Consider the following 15,019-nt stretch of genomic DNA (forward strand, 5'->3'; position numbering starts at 1 on the left):
GTGTCCGGCCCCGCACGGGGCACGGCTCACCGGCACATGGGTGCGTCCGTACGCGAGAGGTACGGCGATGCCCGGAGCCCCTGATGAGGACCGGCCGCTCGCGGTGGCGCAGGCACACGGCGAGACGAGGAGGCCGCCGACCGGCCTGCGCGCGCGAGGGCGGCGCGGGACGAGAGGCGAGGTGGCTCCGGGTGGATCCGGCTGTCTCAGACGACAGCGGCACCCGCGGGCGGCCCGCGGAAGGTGAGGGAACAGCACAGGAGGAGTTGGCGCACCGGGGCGTCGACGACGGCGGTACGGCGCCCGCGTACGGACGGACGGCCCACGGGGGTGGGCAGGGCCAGCAACAGCCGCAGGGGCGCCGCCAGCCAGGCCGCCGCCGCCCGCAGGACCCGGAAGACGGCCCGTTCGCCGTGGGCCAGCCACAGCCCGCACAGGACCGCGGCCAGCAGGTGCGCGGCGAGCATGCCGAGCGAGGCGGCACCGCTCATGCCGTGCATATGGTCGAGTCCGGCCATGCCGTGGCCCGCATGCGCACCGGCGCCCATGTCCATCCCGCCCATGGAGCCCGTCGCCACGGAGTGCATCTCCATCGAGCCCATGTGCATGGAGTGCATGGCGTGCGTGTCCATGGAACCCGTGCTCGTCGAGGCCGCCGGGTGGGGCACAGGTGCGGACGCGAGTGTCTGCGCATGGGCGAAGGTCTCGTGCAGCACGAGCTGCACGGCGGTCACGACGGCGACGATCAGCGGGCGCCCGCGCTCCCGGCCGGCGAGCAGCCAGCCCGCCACGCCGGTCGCGGCCGCTCCGGCTGCCATGGCCCACCAGGGGACGGAGTCCCCCGACATGGTCGCGTGCGCGAGGGCGGCGAGCAGCACGCAGACGGCGGCGAACACGCCCGCCCGCGCCGCGCGGCACCACCCTCGGACAGTCATAGCCCGCTCATCCTCGCACCCGGCGTTCAATCGTCGGCAAGGGGTACGTACGGGCCCCGTCCTCCGACTCGCCCATGATGAGGTGACGCACGTCACTTCCATCGCTCGGGAACTCATCGTGCGCGGGGAACGACTACTCGAAGGACACCGCGCCGGGTCGCACGACCACGGCCCGCGCCTCGACCGGGCCGCCGCGCCGGAACTCCAGGGTGAACGTGACGAGTTCGCCCACCTGCCACGGCGGTGAAGGCGCGAGTACCGTCAGGTCCACGCCGTGCGGCGACATGGCCAGGGTGTCCCCTGCCGCGACGGAGACGGAGTCGATCTCGGACCGGTAGGCCGCGTTCCCCTGCCGCATACGGTGCTGGGAGAGCGTCACCTCGCCGGTGATGCCCCGCGCCGTGACCCGGACCAGGGTGTCGGGCGAGCCGCCCTCGTTGGCGATGTCGAAGAACGCCGCGGTCTGCTGGACTCCTGCGGACGGCAGGAGGACAAGGCCGTGGGTGACGTCGACGCGTGCCGGACTGCCGGCCCGGCCGGTGCCGACCCAGGTGGTCAGACCGGCCAGCGTCACACTGCAGACCGCGACGGGTACCAGTGCGGCGAGCGCCCCGTCCCGCAGCCGCCGCCGGTCGGGATGCCTGAGTGCGGATATGAGCGCGGACACGCGGTCCGTGATCCGCCTCATCGCACGCCGCCCTTCGCGCCGCGCGGGCCGTGGTGGTTCCGGCCGCGGGCCGGAGCGGGCTCCCAGCCGCGCAGCCGCAGGCTGTTGGCCACCACCAGCACCGAACTCATCGACATCGCCGCGGCGGCGACCATGGGGTCGAGCAGGCCGACCATGGCGAGCGGCACGGTGACGGCGTTGTAGCCGAACGCCCAGACCAGGTTGGCCCGGATGGTGCCCAGGGTGCGCCGGGCGAGACGGACCGCGTCGACGAGCGCCTCGATGTCCCCGCGGGCCAGGGTCAGGTCGGCCGCGCCGATGGCCACGTCGGTGCCGCTGCCCATGGCGATGCCCAGGTCGGCGGCGGCCAGCGCGGCGGCGTCATTGACCCCGTCGCCGACCACGGCGACCCGCGCGCCCTCCTCACGCAACTCCCGGACGAGGGCGGCTTTGCCCTCCGGCGTGCACCGGGCGTGCACCTCGTCGATCTTCAGCGCGGCGGCGACGGCGTCGGCGGGCGCCTTGCGGTCGCCGGTGGCGAGCACGGGGCGGATGCCGAGTCTGCGCAGCCGCTCCACGGCCCGGTAGCTGCCGGGACGCAGCAGGTCACCGACGGCGATCAGCGCCTTGGGCCGGCCGTCGACCGTCACCAGGACCGGTGTGTGCCCGGCGTCCTCCGCCTCGGTGAGCGCCTTGACCAGCGCGCGCGGCAGCCTGCCGTCGGGTGCGCCCACGTCGACCGTGTGGCCGTCGGCCCGGCCGCTGACCCCATGGCCCGGCGTCGCGGTGAAGTCCGTGACCTCGGGGAGCGGTCCGACGGTCTCGGTGCGGCGCGCGTATGCGGTGACCGCCCGGCCGATCGGGTGCTCGGAGCCCTGCTCGACGGCCGCCGCCAGCCGTACCGTCTCGTCCGGCCCGAGCGTGCCCGGCAGCGCGGTCACCTTGGCCACCGTCATGTGGCCGGTGGTCAGGGTGCCGGTCTTGTCCAGGACGACGGTGTCCACGTGCTGGAGCGCCTCCAGGGTCTGCGGTCCACGCACCAGCACGCCCAGTTGGGCCCCGCGCCCGGTGGCGGCCATCAGGGCGGTCGGCGTCGCCAGGCCCAGGGCGCAGGGGCAGGCCACGACCAGCACGGCGACGCACGCCGTGAGGGCCGCCTGCGGGTCGGCGCCGGCCCCCAGCCAGAAGCCGAGCACGGTCACCGCGATCGCCAGCACGACGGGTACGAACACCCCGGCGACCGTGTCGGCCAGCCGCTGCGCCCGAGCCTTGCCGGCCTGCGCCTCGGTGACAAGGCGGGTGATCCGGGCCAGCTGGGTGTCGGCGCCGACCGCCGTGGCCTCGACGAGCAGCAGCCCGCCGGCGTTGACGGCGCCACCGACCAAGGCCGAGCCTGCGGACACCTCCATGGGCTCGCTCTCACCGGTCACCAAGGACAGGTCCACGGCGGAACGTCCCTCCGCGACCCGCCCGTCGGTGGCGACCCGCTCACCGGGCCGCACCACGAAGACCTGGCCCACCCGCAACCGCTCGATGGGAATCGACCGCTCACCGTGCTCGTCCCGTACCGACACCTCCTTGGCGGCCAGCTCCGCCAGGGAGCGCAGCGCCGCCCCGGTGCCCCGCTTGGCCCGCGCCTCCAGGAACCGCCCGGTCAGCACGAACAGCGGGACACTCACGGCCGCTTCGAGATACAGGTGGGCCATGCCCTCGGAGGCGGACGGCACCAGACTGAACGACATCCGCATCCCCGGCTCGCCCGCCCCGCCGAGGAACAGCGCGTACACCGACCAGGAGAAGGAGGCCAGCACCCCGAGCGAGACCAGGGTGTCCATGGTGGCCGTGGAGTGCCGCAGTCCGCGCAGCGCCCGCAGGTGAAACGGCCAGGCACTCCACACCGCGACCGGGGCGGCCAGCACGAAACAGAGCCACTGCCAGTTGCGAAACTGCAGGGCCGGGGCCATCGACAGCGCCAGCACGGGCACCGCCAACAGCGCGGTGACCAGCAGCCGTTCCCGCTCCCGGCGGGCCTCGGCGTCACCCCGGTCCGGCTCCCCGGCCGCCGCGTCGTCCTCGGGCGGCGCGGGCAGCGCGGCCTGGTATCCGGCCTGCTCGACCGCGGTGACGAGGTCACCGGGCGCGACGCCGGCCGGATGACTGACCCGGGCCAGCCCGGTGGCCAGGTTGACCGTGGCCGTGACGCCCTCCAGCTTGGCGAGTTTCTTCTCCACCCGCCGCACACAGGCCGCGCAGGTCATGCCGCCCACGGTGAGGTCCGTGACGACGAGACTCGCCGTCGGTTCGCCCGCCCTCACTCGCCGCTCCCGTGACCCATGCCGGGCATGTCCTCCATGCCTCCGCCCGTGCTGGACGTACCGTCACCGCCGCCGTCTCCTCCTCCGCCGGACCCGCCGGTGCCGTGCATGCCGGGTGCCACGGGACCGGCCGCCGAGCCGATGGCGTAGGACACCGAGAACACCAGCGCGAGCAGCAGCAGGAAGCCGCAGAGCGCGGGAGGGGGGAGGAATCTGCGGGCGGTCACGCCGGCAGGGCGGGGGGACAGCGGGACATCGGACATGGTCGGCCTTTCCTGATCGTTCGGGCGTGAAAGCAGCAGGGCGTCACAGAAGGAGGACGAACATCACCGCCATGCCCACGGCCATCGCACCGTGACAGGCCGGTTCGGCCGCCTCGGCACGGACGGGTACGGCGGCACCCCGCCCCGGCGCGGTGACCACGCGTCCCCGGTCGAACGCCTGGGACAGCCACAGCAGTCCGAGCGCGGTGAGGACGACGGCCAGGAGGGCGGCGGTCCACTGCTGCCCCGCGCCGGTCAGCGACATCACGCTGATCGCACCCGTGGCGGACATGTCCATCCCCTCCATGTCGTGGTGCCCGCCCCCCGAGCCGCCGGAGCCCATCGCGGACCCGTCCATCACGGCGGCCATCCACGCCATGGCCAGCATCATGACGACGTGCGGGACCGCGGCGAGGAGCCGGGTCCGCAGTGAGTCCGTCGCCGGGGAGCGCAACGTCGCGGTGGCAGCGAACCACACCGCCGCCACCGAGAAGAGGACGACCTGCGGGTCGGTGGGCAGGTCCATGCCCCAGGGCCAGGCCATCGCGGCCATCGCGCCGCCCATGACGGCGTGCAGCAGGTGACCCACCCGGTTGGGGAGCGTACGGCCGGGCCTCGCCGCCAGCCAGAGCGCGTGGAGGGCGGGGAGGACGAACAGGGCGGTGAGGATCCACCTGAGACCGGTCGCGTTGATCATGCCGCCGCCTCCGTCCGGCCGGCGCGGCGCCGCTGCCGGGCGCCGAGGACCACGTCGACGGCGATGAAACACAGCAGGGGCAGGCCGAACAAGGGTATGCAGTAGCCGATCACCGCGGTCACCAGGACGGCGGGCGCCAGGAACCAGCCCGGCAGTCGCCGCCAGGCCCCGCGTGCCGGTGCCCGGCCGAGGGCGAAGCCGTCGGTGCGGGTGGGCCTGCGCAGCCACCACATCCGGTAGCCCCACAGGATCATGCCGATCAGGGCGAGCGCGAGCAGCGCGAGGACGATCTGGTTGGCCAGGCCGAACAGGAGGCCCATGTGGGCGTCGATGCCCCAGCTCGTCATCTTGGCCAGGAGCGGGTAGTCCGCCCAGTAGGTACGGTCCGTGATGTCGCCGGTGGCCGGGTCGACGGCCACCGTGTCATGGCGTTCCGGCCAGCTGCGGGTGTTCTCCTTGACGACGTACGTGGCCTGATCCTCCGTCGGCGGCGACACGTCCAGCACGCCGCGCAGTCCGGCCTCCCGCGCTGCCGCCACGACCGCGTCGATGCCCACGTCGTGCGCGGCTCCCGCCCCCGGGCCGGGATCCTTCCCGCCGGTGGTGCCGGGCAGGGTGGTGGTGAGGGCCGGGCTGGGACCGGCGAGTGCCGACTGGATCTCGCCGATGCTCGCCCCGGCGTGCACGGACCAGGTCATGCCCGTGACGGACAGCCCGAGCAGACCGGCCGAGGCCCACACGCCGACCGCGGCGTGCCAGGACATGGTGCGCTTGCGTCCCTTCGGACCGCCCTGGGGGACGAGGACCCGCCGGACCCGGTCGCGGGCACGGGGAGTGGTCAGCCACAGGGCGAGGCCACCGAGGATCTCCACCCACAGCCAACTGGCCGCGATCTCACTGTAGACACGGCCGGGCTCACCGAGGTTCAGGTGCCGGTGGAGTCCGTCCACCCAGGCCCGCACGGGCATCCACCAGCCGGCGAAGGTGCGTTCCTGACCGAGGACTTCACTCGTGTACGGATCGACGAACGCGGTCTGCGTGCAGTTGTCCGGCAGACCCGGCTTCTCGAAGACGACCCGGGTGCTGTCGGTACGGCCGGGCGCCGGTGTCACCGACACCAGCGTCCCGTCGGGGACCGCCGCACGCGCGGCGGCCACCTGCGCCGACAGCGCCTCGGGGTCGCCGTCCGGAGTCACGTGCAGCTCGTGCCGGTAGACCACCGCCTCGATCTGCGGTGTCGCCGTGTACAGCAGACCGGTGACCGCCGCGACGAGCAGGAACGGCCCGATGACGACACCGGCGTAGAAGTGGAGTCGCAGCAGCAGCGGCCGCGCAGCGTTCCACGACATGCGGGGACCGCCCGTGGTCGCGGTGGCCGCCGTCGTCCCGCCGGCCCGGACGTGCGCACCGTCCGCCTCCGACGCGTCGGACGGCGGTTCCGCGGTGGTCGCGCCCGTCGCCTCCCGCGCCGCACGGCTCTCCGTCATGACGGTCCTCTCTGCCGGACACGGCCACTGCCGCCGTCGATCGTCTGGTGCAGTAGTCGGGCACGGAAAAGCGGAAGTTCCCTCACCCTGTTGTGACGGGCATCACAGAGGTCAGGCGGGTCCGATCTGCTCCGGCGAGGCACGCCGAACGCTCATCGGGCGTCCGTGCCACGCCCCGCGTACAGCGGTCCGCCACCTCAGCCGGTCGCGTCGCTCTCCTCGACCCGTCCGTCGGTCACCCGCAGCCGGCGCTGGGCGACCGCCGCGAAGAGCGCGCTGTCGTGCGTGCCGAGGAGGACGGCCATGCCGTGCTCGGCGCTCTCCTGCGCCAGCAGGCGGACCGCTGCCCGCGCGGCGGTCGGATCGAGAGCGGAGGTCACCTCGTCACAGATGAGGAGGGCGGGCCGGGCCGTCACCGCGCGGATGAGCGCGGCGCGCTGGAGCTGGCCGCCGGACAGGGTGGCGGGAGGGCGGGCCAGGCCGGCCGGGTCCAGGCCGAGGCGGGCGGCGAGCGACACCACCTCGCCGTGCGCCCGGTCCGCGGGCCTGGGGAGTCCACGCCCCGGACGGCCGGTGAAAGCGACGGGCCAGTCTCCTGGCTGCCGGATCACCGCTCGCACCGCCTTCCGACCGGGCGGCCGTGGCGTGTGGGGTTCGCTCCCCGGTCACAGTGGCGGGACCGCGCCGGACTAGCACCGGCTTCCTGGTTCTCGTCACTCGCGTGTACGCCGCGCACTATGCAGGACGGGGTGACGGGCGGAAGTGATCAGTTCCACACCACCCCCTATTGCATGCCTTTTGCAATTACGGATTGGATGCGTGTGCCGTGGTCAAGGAGCAACAAGCAGGAAGGTGCGCCCTCATGCCGGTCCCCCCCACCCGCCGCAGCGTGCTCGCCGCGGCGGTCGCGACAGGCGCCGGACTGCTGCTTCCCGGCTGCTCGGCCACCGGTTCCGGTTCCTCGTCGCCGAAGAAGGGCGGGACACTGAGCGCGGCCTTCCCCGGCGCGGGTGTGAAGGAGACCATGGACCCGCACGCGCAGCGGCAGTTCGTGGACATCGCGCGGCACAAGGCCGTCTTCGACAAGCTCGTCGAGCTGGACTCCACCCTGCGGCCCGTCCCGAGACTGGCCCGTTCCTGGTCCAGCGACGACGAGGCCCGGGTGTGGCGCTTCGAGCTGCGCCAGGCCACTTTCCACGACGGCCACCCCCTCACCGCGGACGACGTGCTGTACAGCCTGTCCCGCATCCTCGACCCGGACGCCGCCGACCACCTGGCCAAGAACTCGCTGTCCCACATCGACCTGGCCAACTGCCGCAAGGTGGGCAAGCGGGGCGTGGAGATCACCCTGGACCGGCCCAACGCCGAACTGCCCAGCCAGCTCGCAATGACCGGGACACCCATCGTCCGGGACGGCTGGGACGATCCGACGAAGCCGGTCGGCACCGGCCCGTTCCGGTTCGTCTCCTTCACCGCCGGACGCAGCTTCACCGGCCGCCGTTTCGACGACCACTGGAACGGCGTCCCGCACCTGGACGAGATACGCATCCTCTCGGCGGAGAGCGAGGCCCGCGCCGCCGCCGTGCGCAGCGGCGAGGTGCACTTCGCGCACGAGATGACGCCCACCTTCGCCCGTACCGTCGCCCGTGACAGCCGGGTGCGGGTGGTGGCCACCGAGCGCAGCGGGGTGCAGGGGTTCGCGCTGAAGACGGACCGGGCGCCGTTCGACGACCCGGACGCGGCGCTGGCGGTCAAGCTGTTCGTGGACCGGGAGCGGCTGGTGGAGGTGGTGTGCTCGGGCCGCGCGGAGATCGGCAACGACCTGTACGGCAAGGGCTACACGTACTACCCGGACGGCCTGGAGCAGCGCGAGCGGGACGTGGCCCGGGCCCGGACACTGCTCAAGCGCACCGGCCTGTACAACAAGAAGGTCACCTTCTACACCTCCACCGCCGCCGACGGTTTCACGCAGGCCGCCCATCTGTTCACCGAGCAGGCCGGGGAAGCGGGCCTGAAGGTGGAGGTCGTCAACGGGCCGCCGGAGTCGTACTTCACGGACGCGCTGACCAAGGGCACCGTCACCAACCACCGCTGCGGCGCCATGACGATCCCCACCTACATCAGCGAACGGCTGCTCACCGACGCCCCGCAGAACCAGAGCGCCTGGAAGCACGGAGACTTCGACGACGCCTTCACCGCCGCGCGGGCCGTGGTGGACGACGAGCGGCGCACCGCGCGGTACCGGTCGGTGCAGACGACCCTGCGCGACCGGGGCGGGCTGGTGCTGTGGGGGCATCCCGAGTGGCTGAACGCCGTCTCCCGCAGCGTCCAGGGGGTGAAGGAGGCCCCACCCAACACCGTGGACTGGGCCAGGTTCGACACGGTATGGCTGGACTGAGTACGGGTGCTGCGCTACGCCCTGCGGCGGTCCGGGTGGACGCTCGTGCAGCTCGCCGCGCTCAGCGTCATCGTCTTCCTGCTGACCGAGCTGCTGCCGGGCGACGCCGCCACCGTCGACTTCAACGAGCAGGCGGGACTGGAGCAGGTCGCCCGGCTCCGGGAGCAGATGGGTCTCGACCGGCCGCTCGCCGAGCGGTTCGCCGACTGGGCGCACGGCCTGGTCACCGGGGACCTGGGGACCTCGCTGGTCGGCGGCGGCCCGGTCAGCGAAGTCCTGTCGTCCTCGGTGCCGGTGACGGCCGCACTGGCCGCCGTGACGATCGTGCTGCTGGTGCCGCTCGCCGTCGCCGTCGGGCTGCTCACCGGGCTGCGCGCGGGCAGTCGCACCGACCGTCTCGTCTCCGCCGCGACCCTTGCCCTCACCTCCGTACCCGACTTCGTTCTCGCCCTGCTGCTGGTCGGCGTCTTCGCGCTGCGCCTGGGCTGGCTGCCGTCGACGTGGGTGGGCGCGGACGACGTGTGGTGGCAGCGACCGGAGTTGTTCGTGCTGCCGGTGGCGGTGCTGCTGGCCCGCACCGTGTGCCTGCTGTCCCGGCAGATCCGCGCCGGGACGCTGACCGCGCTGCACGCCGGTTACACGGTGCAGGCCCGTCGGCTCGGCGTGCCGCCCGTCCGGCTGGTGCTGCGGCACGTCCTGCCGAACGCGGCCGTGCCCGGCGTGCAGGAACTCGCCCGCACCGGCGACCAGTTGCTGGGCGGTGTCCTCGTCGTCGAGGCCGTCTTCGCCGTCCCCGGCACCGCCACCGCGCTGGTCGAGGCGGTGCAGAACCGCGACGTTCCCACCGTGCAGGCGCTCACCCTGGCCCTGGCCGCCGTGGCCTGCCTGCTCAACCTGGCGGCGGACCTCGTCAGCCACCGGCTGGCTCCCCGTACGGAGGTACTGCGATGAACGCCGGCGGACGCACCCGGCGCACGACGGGCGGAGCACTGCTCCTGGCGGTGCCGGTCACCGCGGCCGTCGCCGGCCCGTTCGTCACGGACGCCGACACCCCCTCCGACGGCATGCCCTACGCCCTCGGCGACGGGCATCCGCTGGGCACGGACGGACTGGGCCGGGACGTGTTGGCGCTGGTGCTGCGCGGCGGGACCAGCGCACTGGGTGTGGCCTGTGCCGCCGTTGCGCTGGCCGTCGCCGTGGGCGCCGTGCTCGGACTCGCCGCGGCCGCCTCGCGCAACCGGTGGCTCGACGATCTGCTGATGCGGCCGGTGGAACTGCTGCTGCCGCTGCCGTCGTTGCTGGTGATCAGTGTGGTCGGGGTCGGCTGGCAGGGAAATCCGATCGCGGTGGCGTTGGCAGTAGCGGCTCTGAACGTGCCCGCCGTGGCTCGGCTGTTGCGGGCGGCGGCGCTGGACGCGGCCAGCGGTCCCGTCGCCGAGGCGATGCGGCTGCAAGGGGAGTCACCGGCACGCGTCCTGTTCAGCCACGTCGGACGGGCCGTGCTGCCGGTGGCCGCCGCCGACGCCGGCACCCGGGTGGGCGGCGCGGTCTTCACAGTGGCCGCCGCCAACTTCCTCGGCCTCGGCCTCGATGCGACCTCCCCGGACTGGGGGGTGCTGCTCGCCGCGAGCCGGGAGGCGCTGTTCGTGCAGCCGTGGGCCGTGCTCGCACCCACGCTGCTGCTGGTGATGTTCGTGGTCGGCGCCAACCTGCTGGCGGACGGGCTGCTGCCGCACTCCGTACGGAGCTACGGGAAGGCGACGGCGTGGAACCAGTGATCGAGGTCAGCGCGCTGACCGCGCTGGCCGGCCCGGCCCGGCTGCTCGACGGCGTCGACCTCACCGTCTCCCCGGGTGAGGTGACCGCCCTGGTGGGCCCCTCCGGCAGCGGCAAGACCAGCGCCGCGCTGGCCCTGCTGGGCGAGGCCGCACCCGGCGTACGGCTGACCGGCACGGTACGCGTCGCGGGCGTCGAGGTGGTGGGCGTAAAGGGTCCGACGGGCGCGGCACGCGACGTCCGGGGCCGCGTCGTCGCCTACCTGCCGCAGCACCCGGCGCACGCCCTCAACCCCGCCCGGCGCATCGGCTCGGTCCTGACCGAACTCGTTCGTCTGCACCGGCCCGCCGACGCAGACGGCACCCGTGGCCGTGCCGCCGCCACCGGCCGCGCGACCGGCGCCCTGCGTACCGCCGGCCTGCCCGCCGACCGGGCCGTCCTGCGCCGCTTCCCGCACCAGTTCTCGGGCGGGCAGCGCCAGCGCGTCGTCCTCGCCCAGGTCCTGGCCTGCGGGCCCCGGGTCCTGGTCCTCGACGAACCCAGCACCGGTCTCGACACGGTGGCCCGGCTGCGCCTCGCGGGACAACTGACCCGGCTGGCCGCCGAGGGATACGCCCTGCTGCTGCTCAGCCACGACCACGACCTGGTCCGCGCGGTGGCCGGCCGCACGGTGCTGCTGGAGCGCGGCCGGGTAACCGCGACCGGCCCCACAGCCGACGTGCTGCCCGCGCCCGCCGTCGCGCCCCTGCCGCCCGCTCGCGCCGTGCCCGCTCGGCAGGGCGGGGCCGTGCTGGAGGCGAGGAACCTGACGGCATGGCTGCACCCCGGGCGCCAGGGCGAAGTCCTGCACGAGGTGACGGTACGGGTCGCGGAGGGCGGCTGCACCGCCGTCGTCGGCCCCTCCGGCAGCGGCAAGACGGTCCTCGCCCGCTGCCTCGCCGGACTGCACGAACGCCATCGCGGACACCTCACCCACCGGAGCGAGCCACTCCCCGTCCTGCGGCACCGGTCCACCCGGCAGATCCAGGGCGTGCAGTACGTCTGGCAGGAGGTGCGCAACTCCTTCGACGACCGCCGCACCGTCCTGGAACAGGTCGCCCGCACCGCCGTCCGGCTGCGCGGCCGCACCCCGGCGGACGCCGACCGGCAGGCCCGGCAGCTGTGGGAGCGCCTCGGTCTGACACCGGAGCACGCCACCCGGCACGCCGCCGCCCTGTCCGGCGGCGAGCTGCAACGCGCCGCCCTGGCCCGGGCGTTGCTCGCCGAACCCGACGTGCTGATCTGCGACGAGATCACCACCGCCCTCGATGCCGTCAGCACCGCGCTGGTCACCGCCGAGCTCGCCCGGCTGCGAGAGCGGCACGGCACGGCCGTGCTGTGGATCGGCCACGATCTCGCACTCGTCGAGCGGCTCGCCGACGACCTGGTCGTCCTCGACACCGGACGCGTCGTGGAGAGCGGCGCGGTCCATACGGTCCTCGCCTCCCCCGGCGCCGACACCACCCGCCTGCTGCTGCGCTCCCAGGATCTCGGCCGGCGCTTGACGGACCCACCACTGAACCGAAGGGAACACCCCGCCCCATGACCACCGCCCCCACCTCCCCCGACTGGCAGCAGTGGCAGACCAGCTGGGACCGCCAGCAGGAGTGGTACATGCCTGACCGGGAGGAACGCTTCCGGGTGATGGCCGACGCCGTCGAGGCCGTGGCCGGCCCTGCCCCGCTCGTCCTCGACCTTGCCTGCGGCACCGGCAGCATCACCGACCGGGTACTGCGCGCGCTGCCCGGCGCCCGTACCGTCTGCGTCGACATCGACCCGGCCCTGCTGACCATCGCCCGCGGTCACTTCGCCGGCGACGACCGCGTCACCTTCGTCGAGGCCGACCTCACCGACCCCGGCTGGACCGCGCGGCTCCCCCACACCTCCTTCGACGCCGTCGTGACCGCCACCGCCCTGCACTGGCTGGACACCGAACCGCTGCGCCGCCTCTACGGCGCCCTGGCCGGGCTCCTGCGCGAGGGCGGCGTGTTCCTCAACGCCGACCACATGGACGACGAGTCCGCCCCGCGTCTGAACGCCGCGATGAACGCCCTGCTCACCGCACGCCAGGAGCGGCAGCGCGCCGAGGGCGCCCTCGACTGGGCCGGCTGGTGGTCCCGGGCCGCCGACGACCCCGCCCTGGCCGAACCGGCGGCCCGCCGTTTCGCCCTGCTCGGCGACCCGCGCGAACCCCGGCCCACCGACGCGAGGCCCGACCGTCCCACCGCCGTCCAGTGGCACCTCGGCACCCTTCGCGAACAGGGCTTCACCGAGGCGCGGCAGATCTGGTGCTCGGCGGCCGACGCGCTGGTGGCCGGCCTGCGCTGAACCGCCGTCCCGCACCGGGCCTCGGCGAGGACCATCAGGCGCCGGCGTTCGCCTCCGGTACCGCGGACCCCGACTCGGTGCCGCGCCGCCGGGAGAAGTGGCGGGCGCCGGGTGCGAGGGCGGCGACCGCGGGCGCGGCGAAGCACGTCAGCGCGCACCCGGCCAGGACCGGCCCGGTGCCCAGGGAGTCGATGGCGGGGGCGATCAGGACGAGGCCCAGCGGCGCCAGTCCGTAGGAGAGCAGGAAGTCCAGCGAGGAGACGCGGGCGAGCTTGTCGGGAGCCACCTCGCGCTGGGCGGCGGTGAACCAGGGCACATTGAACAGTTCGATGCCGAGGCCCGCGACGGCGTAGGCGGCGATCACCACAGCCGGGTGGACGTGGGTCATGAGGCTGAGCGGGGCGAAGCCATAGGCCGCCAGGCCGGCCAGAGCGGTCCAGCCCTGCGCGCGCAGGCGCCGGCGGGCGATGAGCACGGCGCCGATGAGGGCTCCGGCGGTGTACGCGGTCGTGGCGGCGGCGAGTACCAGTTCACCGCCGTAGGTGTCCCGGCTGACCAGGGGAAGCGCGACACCGGTGGCGGAGTAGCCGGTGGCGATGACAGCCGTCAGCGCGCCGAGTCCGGCGAGGAACCAGGGATGTCGGCGTGCCTCGCGCACCCCGTCGGCGAACTCGGCGAGCACAGAAGGCCGTCGGTTGCGCTCGCCGTCCGCTGCCTCCTCGCGGGCCGCACCGGCTCCGACGCCGGGAACGAGCGCTGCCAGCAGCCACAGCAGACCGATCCCCACCAGCAGCACGCCCGTGCCGGCGTACAGCGCGGCCAGCGCGGTCAGGGAGGGCCCGGTGAGGGTGGTGACGCGGACCGCGAGGGTGAGGGCGGCGTTCGCCTGCTGTCTGCGGTCCTCTGCCACGACCTCGGCCGTCAGCGCCTGGTAGGCCGGCCGGCAGGCACCCTGCCCGGCTCCGGCAACGACCGCGGCCACCGCCATCAGCGGGAGCGACCGGCCGAGTCCCGCGGCCATCGCGGGCGCCGCGATGGCCGCCGCCAGCCCCGCCCACCGGACGACTCCGCGCCGGGAGTACCGGTCGGCGAGGACACCCGCGACGGGCACCGCGGCGAGGAAGCCCACCGTGCGTGCCGCGAGCAGCACCCCCAGACCGGGCGCGGTGACGGCACCGTCGAGTACCGCGAGGCCGAGCACGAACGGCAGCGCCCAGGTGGCCAGGCCCGACGCGGTGGCTCCGGTCCACAGTCGCAGGAACGCCGCGTCCCGCAGGACGGACCGGGCCGGTGGGCCACCGGCCGTGCGAACACCGGCCGAGGTGGACGGCCCCCTGCGGGGCCGAGGTGTCGGCCGCGATCTGCGGGAGCCTGGGGACGAGCGCACGCGCTGACCCTATTGCGCTGGAATCGCAGGAGCAATGGTTGATCAAGAAGGGTCAGCTGTGCGGGAACAGCCTGAACAGGTTCTCGACCACCTCGGGGCCGGCGCTGTCCTTGGTTCCCGAGTCGTAGGGCGGCTGCGGGGCGTACTCGATGAGGAGTTGCACGGCCTGGGCCACGTCGTCGCCCGCGATCAGGCCGGCCAGGGTCAGCGCCATGTCGATGCCCGCCGAGACGCCGGCCCCGGTCGCGTAGTGACCGTCGATGACGACGCGCTCGTTCACCGGCGTCACACCGAACTCGGTGAGTTGTTCCAGGGCTCCCCAGTGGCTCGTCGCCCTGCGGCCGGTGAGGACTCCGGCGGCCGCGAGGATCAAGGACCCCGTGCACACCGATGTCGTCCACGTGGCCGTCCGGTCGACGCGTCGCAGCCACGCGTGCAGGGCGCCGTCGGCCATCTGGTCCGCCTGCCCCGGACCACCGCCGACGAGCACGACATCCGGGTCCGGGACGTCGTCCAGGCGGGCCACGACGTCTACCGAGAGGCTGCGCATGTCGTTGCGGACGAGACCCGGGGTCTCGGCGACGAACACGGCCTCGGTCTGCGGCAAGCGGGCCAGGACCTCGTAGGGACCGATGACGTCCAGTGCCGTGAAGCCGGGGTAGAGGACGATCGCGACCTGCATGGGCTGCTCCTTCGGTGGTTGGCGACAGGGTGCGGGGACGAGTGC

The 15,019-nt window shown here is 73.8% G+C and carries 14 protein-coding genes and 1 riboswitch; of the genes, 5 read left to right on the top strand and 9 right to left on the bottom strand.

All coding sequences use genetic code 11. The annotated features are described in order from the left end of the window. Nucleotides 1–206: 206 nt before the first annotated feature. The 7 genes from ACIQR3_RS35230 to ACIQR3_RS35260 form a co-directional block, all read right to left on the bottom strand. On the bottom strand, nt 207–935 hold the full coding sequence (locus ACIQR3_RS35230) for a hypothetical protein (protein WP_403545254.1): 729 nt from the start codon (nt 933–935) through the stop codon (nt 207–209). Nucleotides 936–1,068: 133 nt separating this feature from the next. Then, nucleotides 1,069–1,623 (bottom strand): copper chaperone PCu(A)C, encoded by a 555-nt coding sequence (locus ACIQR3_RS35235; RefSeq protein WP_403545256.1) that lies wholly within the window; start codon nt 1,621–1,623, stop codon nt 1,069–1,071. Then, complete coding sequence (locus ACIQR3_RS35240) at nt 1,620–3,860, bottom strand: heavy metal translocating P-type ATPase (RefSeq protein ID WP_403545323.1); 2,241 nt, start codon at nt 3,858–3,860, stop codon at nt 1,620–1,622. The genes ACIQR3_RS35235 and ACIQR3_RS35240 overlap by 4 nt, the downstream gene beginning before the upstream one ends. 53 nt (nt 3,861–3,913) lie before the next feature. Beyond that, on the bottom strand, nt 3,914–4,180 hold the full coding sequence (locus ACIQR3_RS35245) for a hypothetical protein (RefSeq protein ID WP_403545258.1): 267 nt from the start codon (nt 4,178–4,180) through the stop codon (nt 3,914–3,916). Between the two features lie 43 nt (nt 4,181–4,223). Further along, nucleotides 4,224–4,877: a DUF5134 domain-containing protein gene (locus tag ACIQR3_RS35250; protein ID WP_403545260.1), complete on the bottom strand. Its 654-nt coding sequence runs from the start codon at nt 4,875–4,877 to the stop codon at nt 4,224–4,226. Next, complete coding sequence (locus ACIQR3_RS35255) at nt 4,874–6,364, bottom strand: PepSY-associated TM helix domain-containing protein (protein ID WP_403545261.1); 1,491 nt, start codon at nt 6,362–6,364, stop codon at nt 4,874–4,876. The genes ACIQR3_RS35250 and ACIQR3_RS35255 overlap by 4 nt, the downstream gene beginning before the upstream one ends. A 197-nt stretch (nt 6,365–6,561) precedes the next feature. Next, nucleotides 6,562–6,882 carry an ATP-binding cassette domain-containing protein gene (locus ACIQR3_RS35260; RefSeq protein WP_403545263.1) on the bottom strand — a complete coding sequence of 107 codons (321 nt, stop codon included), beginning with the start codon at nt 6,880–6,882 and terminating at the stop codon, nt 6,562–6,564. 50 nt (nt 6,883–6,932) lie between these two features. Then, nucleotides 6,933–7,110, bottom strand: a riboswitch (cobalamin riboswitch). 116 nt (nt 7,111–7,226) lie between these two features. Between ACIQR3_RS35260 and ACIQR3_RS35265 the strand changes: the two genes are divergently transcribed. From ACIQR3_RS35265 to ACIQR3_RS35285, 5 genes are read left to right on the top strand one after another with little or no spacing between them, the layout of a single operon-like run. Beyond that, nucleotides 7,227–8,762, top strand: coding sequence for an ABC transporter substrate-binding protein (locus ACIQR3_RS35265; protein WP_403545265.1), 1,536 nt, complete (start codon nt 7,227–7,229; stop codon nt 8,760–8,762). Between the two features lie 6 nt (nt 8,763–8,768). Next, nucleotides 8,769–9,713: an ABC transporter permease gene (locus ACIQR3_RS35270; RefSeq protein ID WP_403545267.1), complete on the top strand. Its 945-nt coding sequence runs from the start codon at nt 8,769–8,771 to the stop codon at nt 9,711–9,713. Then, on the top strand, nt 9,710–10,540 hold the full coding sequence (locus ACIQR3_RS35275) for an ABC transporter permease subunit (protein ID WP_403545269.1): 831 nt from the start codon (nt 9,710–9,712) through the stop codon (nt 10,538–10,540). The genes ACIQR3_RS35270 and ACIQR3_RS35275 overlap by 4 nt, the downstream gene beginning before the upstream one ends. Next, on the top strand, nt 10,528–12,123 hold the full coding sequence (locus tag ACIQR3_RS35280; protein WP_403545271.1) for an ABC transporter ATP-binding protein: 1,596 nt from the start codon (nt 10,528–10,530) through the stop codon (nt 12,121–12,123). The genes ACIQR3_RS35275 and ACIQR3_RS35280 overlap by 13 nt, the downstream gene beginning before the upstream one ends. After that, nucleotides 12,120–12,905 (top strand): class I SAM-dependent methyltransferase, encoded by a 786-nt coding sequence (locus tag ACIQR3_RS35285; protein ID WP_403545273.1) that lies wholly within the window; start codon nt 12,120–12,122, stop codon nt 12,903–12,905. Before ACIQR3_RS35280 ends, ACIQR3_RS35285 begins: the two co-directional genes overlap by 4 nt. Before the next feature lie 34 nt (nt 12,906–12,939). Here the strand turns inward: ACIQR3_RS35285 and ACIQR3_RS35290 are convergent, their stop codons facing one another. After that, nucleotides 12,940–14,163, bottom strand: a complete 1,224-nt coding sequence (locus ACIQR3_RS35290; protein WP_403545325.1) for an MFS transporter — start codon at nt 14,161–14,163, stop codon at nt 12,940–12,942. 181 nt (nt 14,164–14,344) lie between these two features. Continuing rightward, the gene (locus tag ACIQR3_RS35295; protein WP_403545275.1) at nt 14,345–14,974 is read right to left on the bottom strand and encodes a DJ-1/PfpI family protein; all 630 of its coding nucleotides are present in this window, start codon (nt 14,972–14,974) and stop codon (nt 14,345–14,347) included. Nucleotides 14,975–15,019: the final 45 nt, after the last annotated feature.

Source organism: Streptomyces sp. NPDC090994 (assembly GCF_044768905.1).
Lineage (GTDB): Bacteria > Actinomycetota > Actinomycetes > Streptomycetales > Streptomycetaceae > Streptomyces.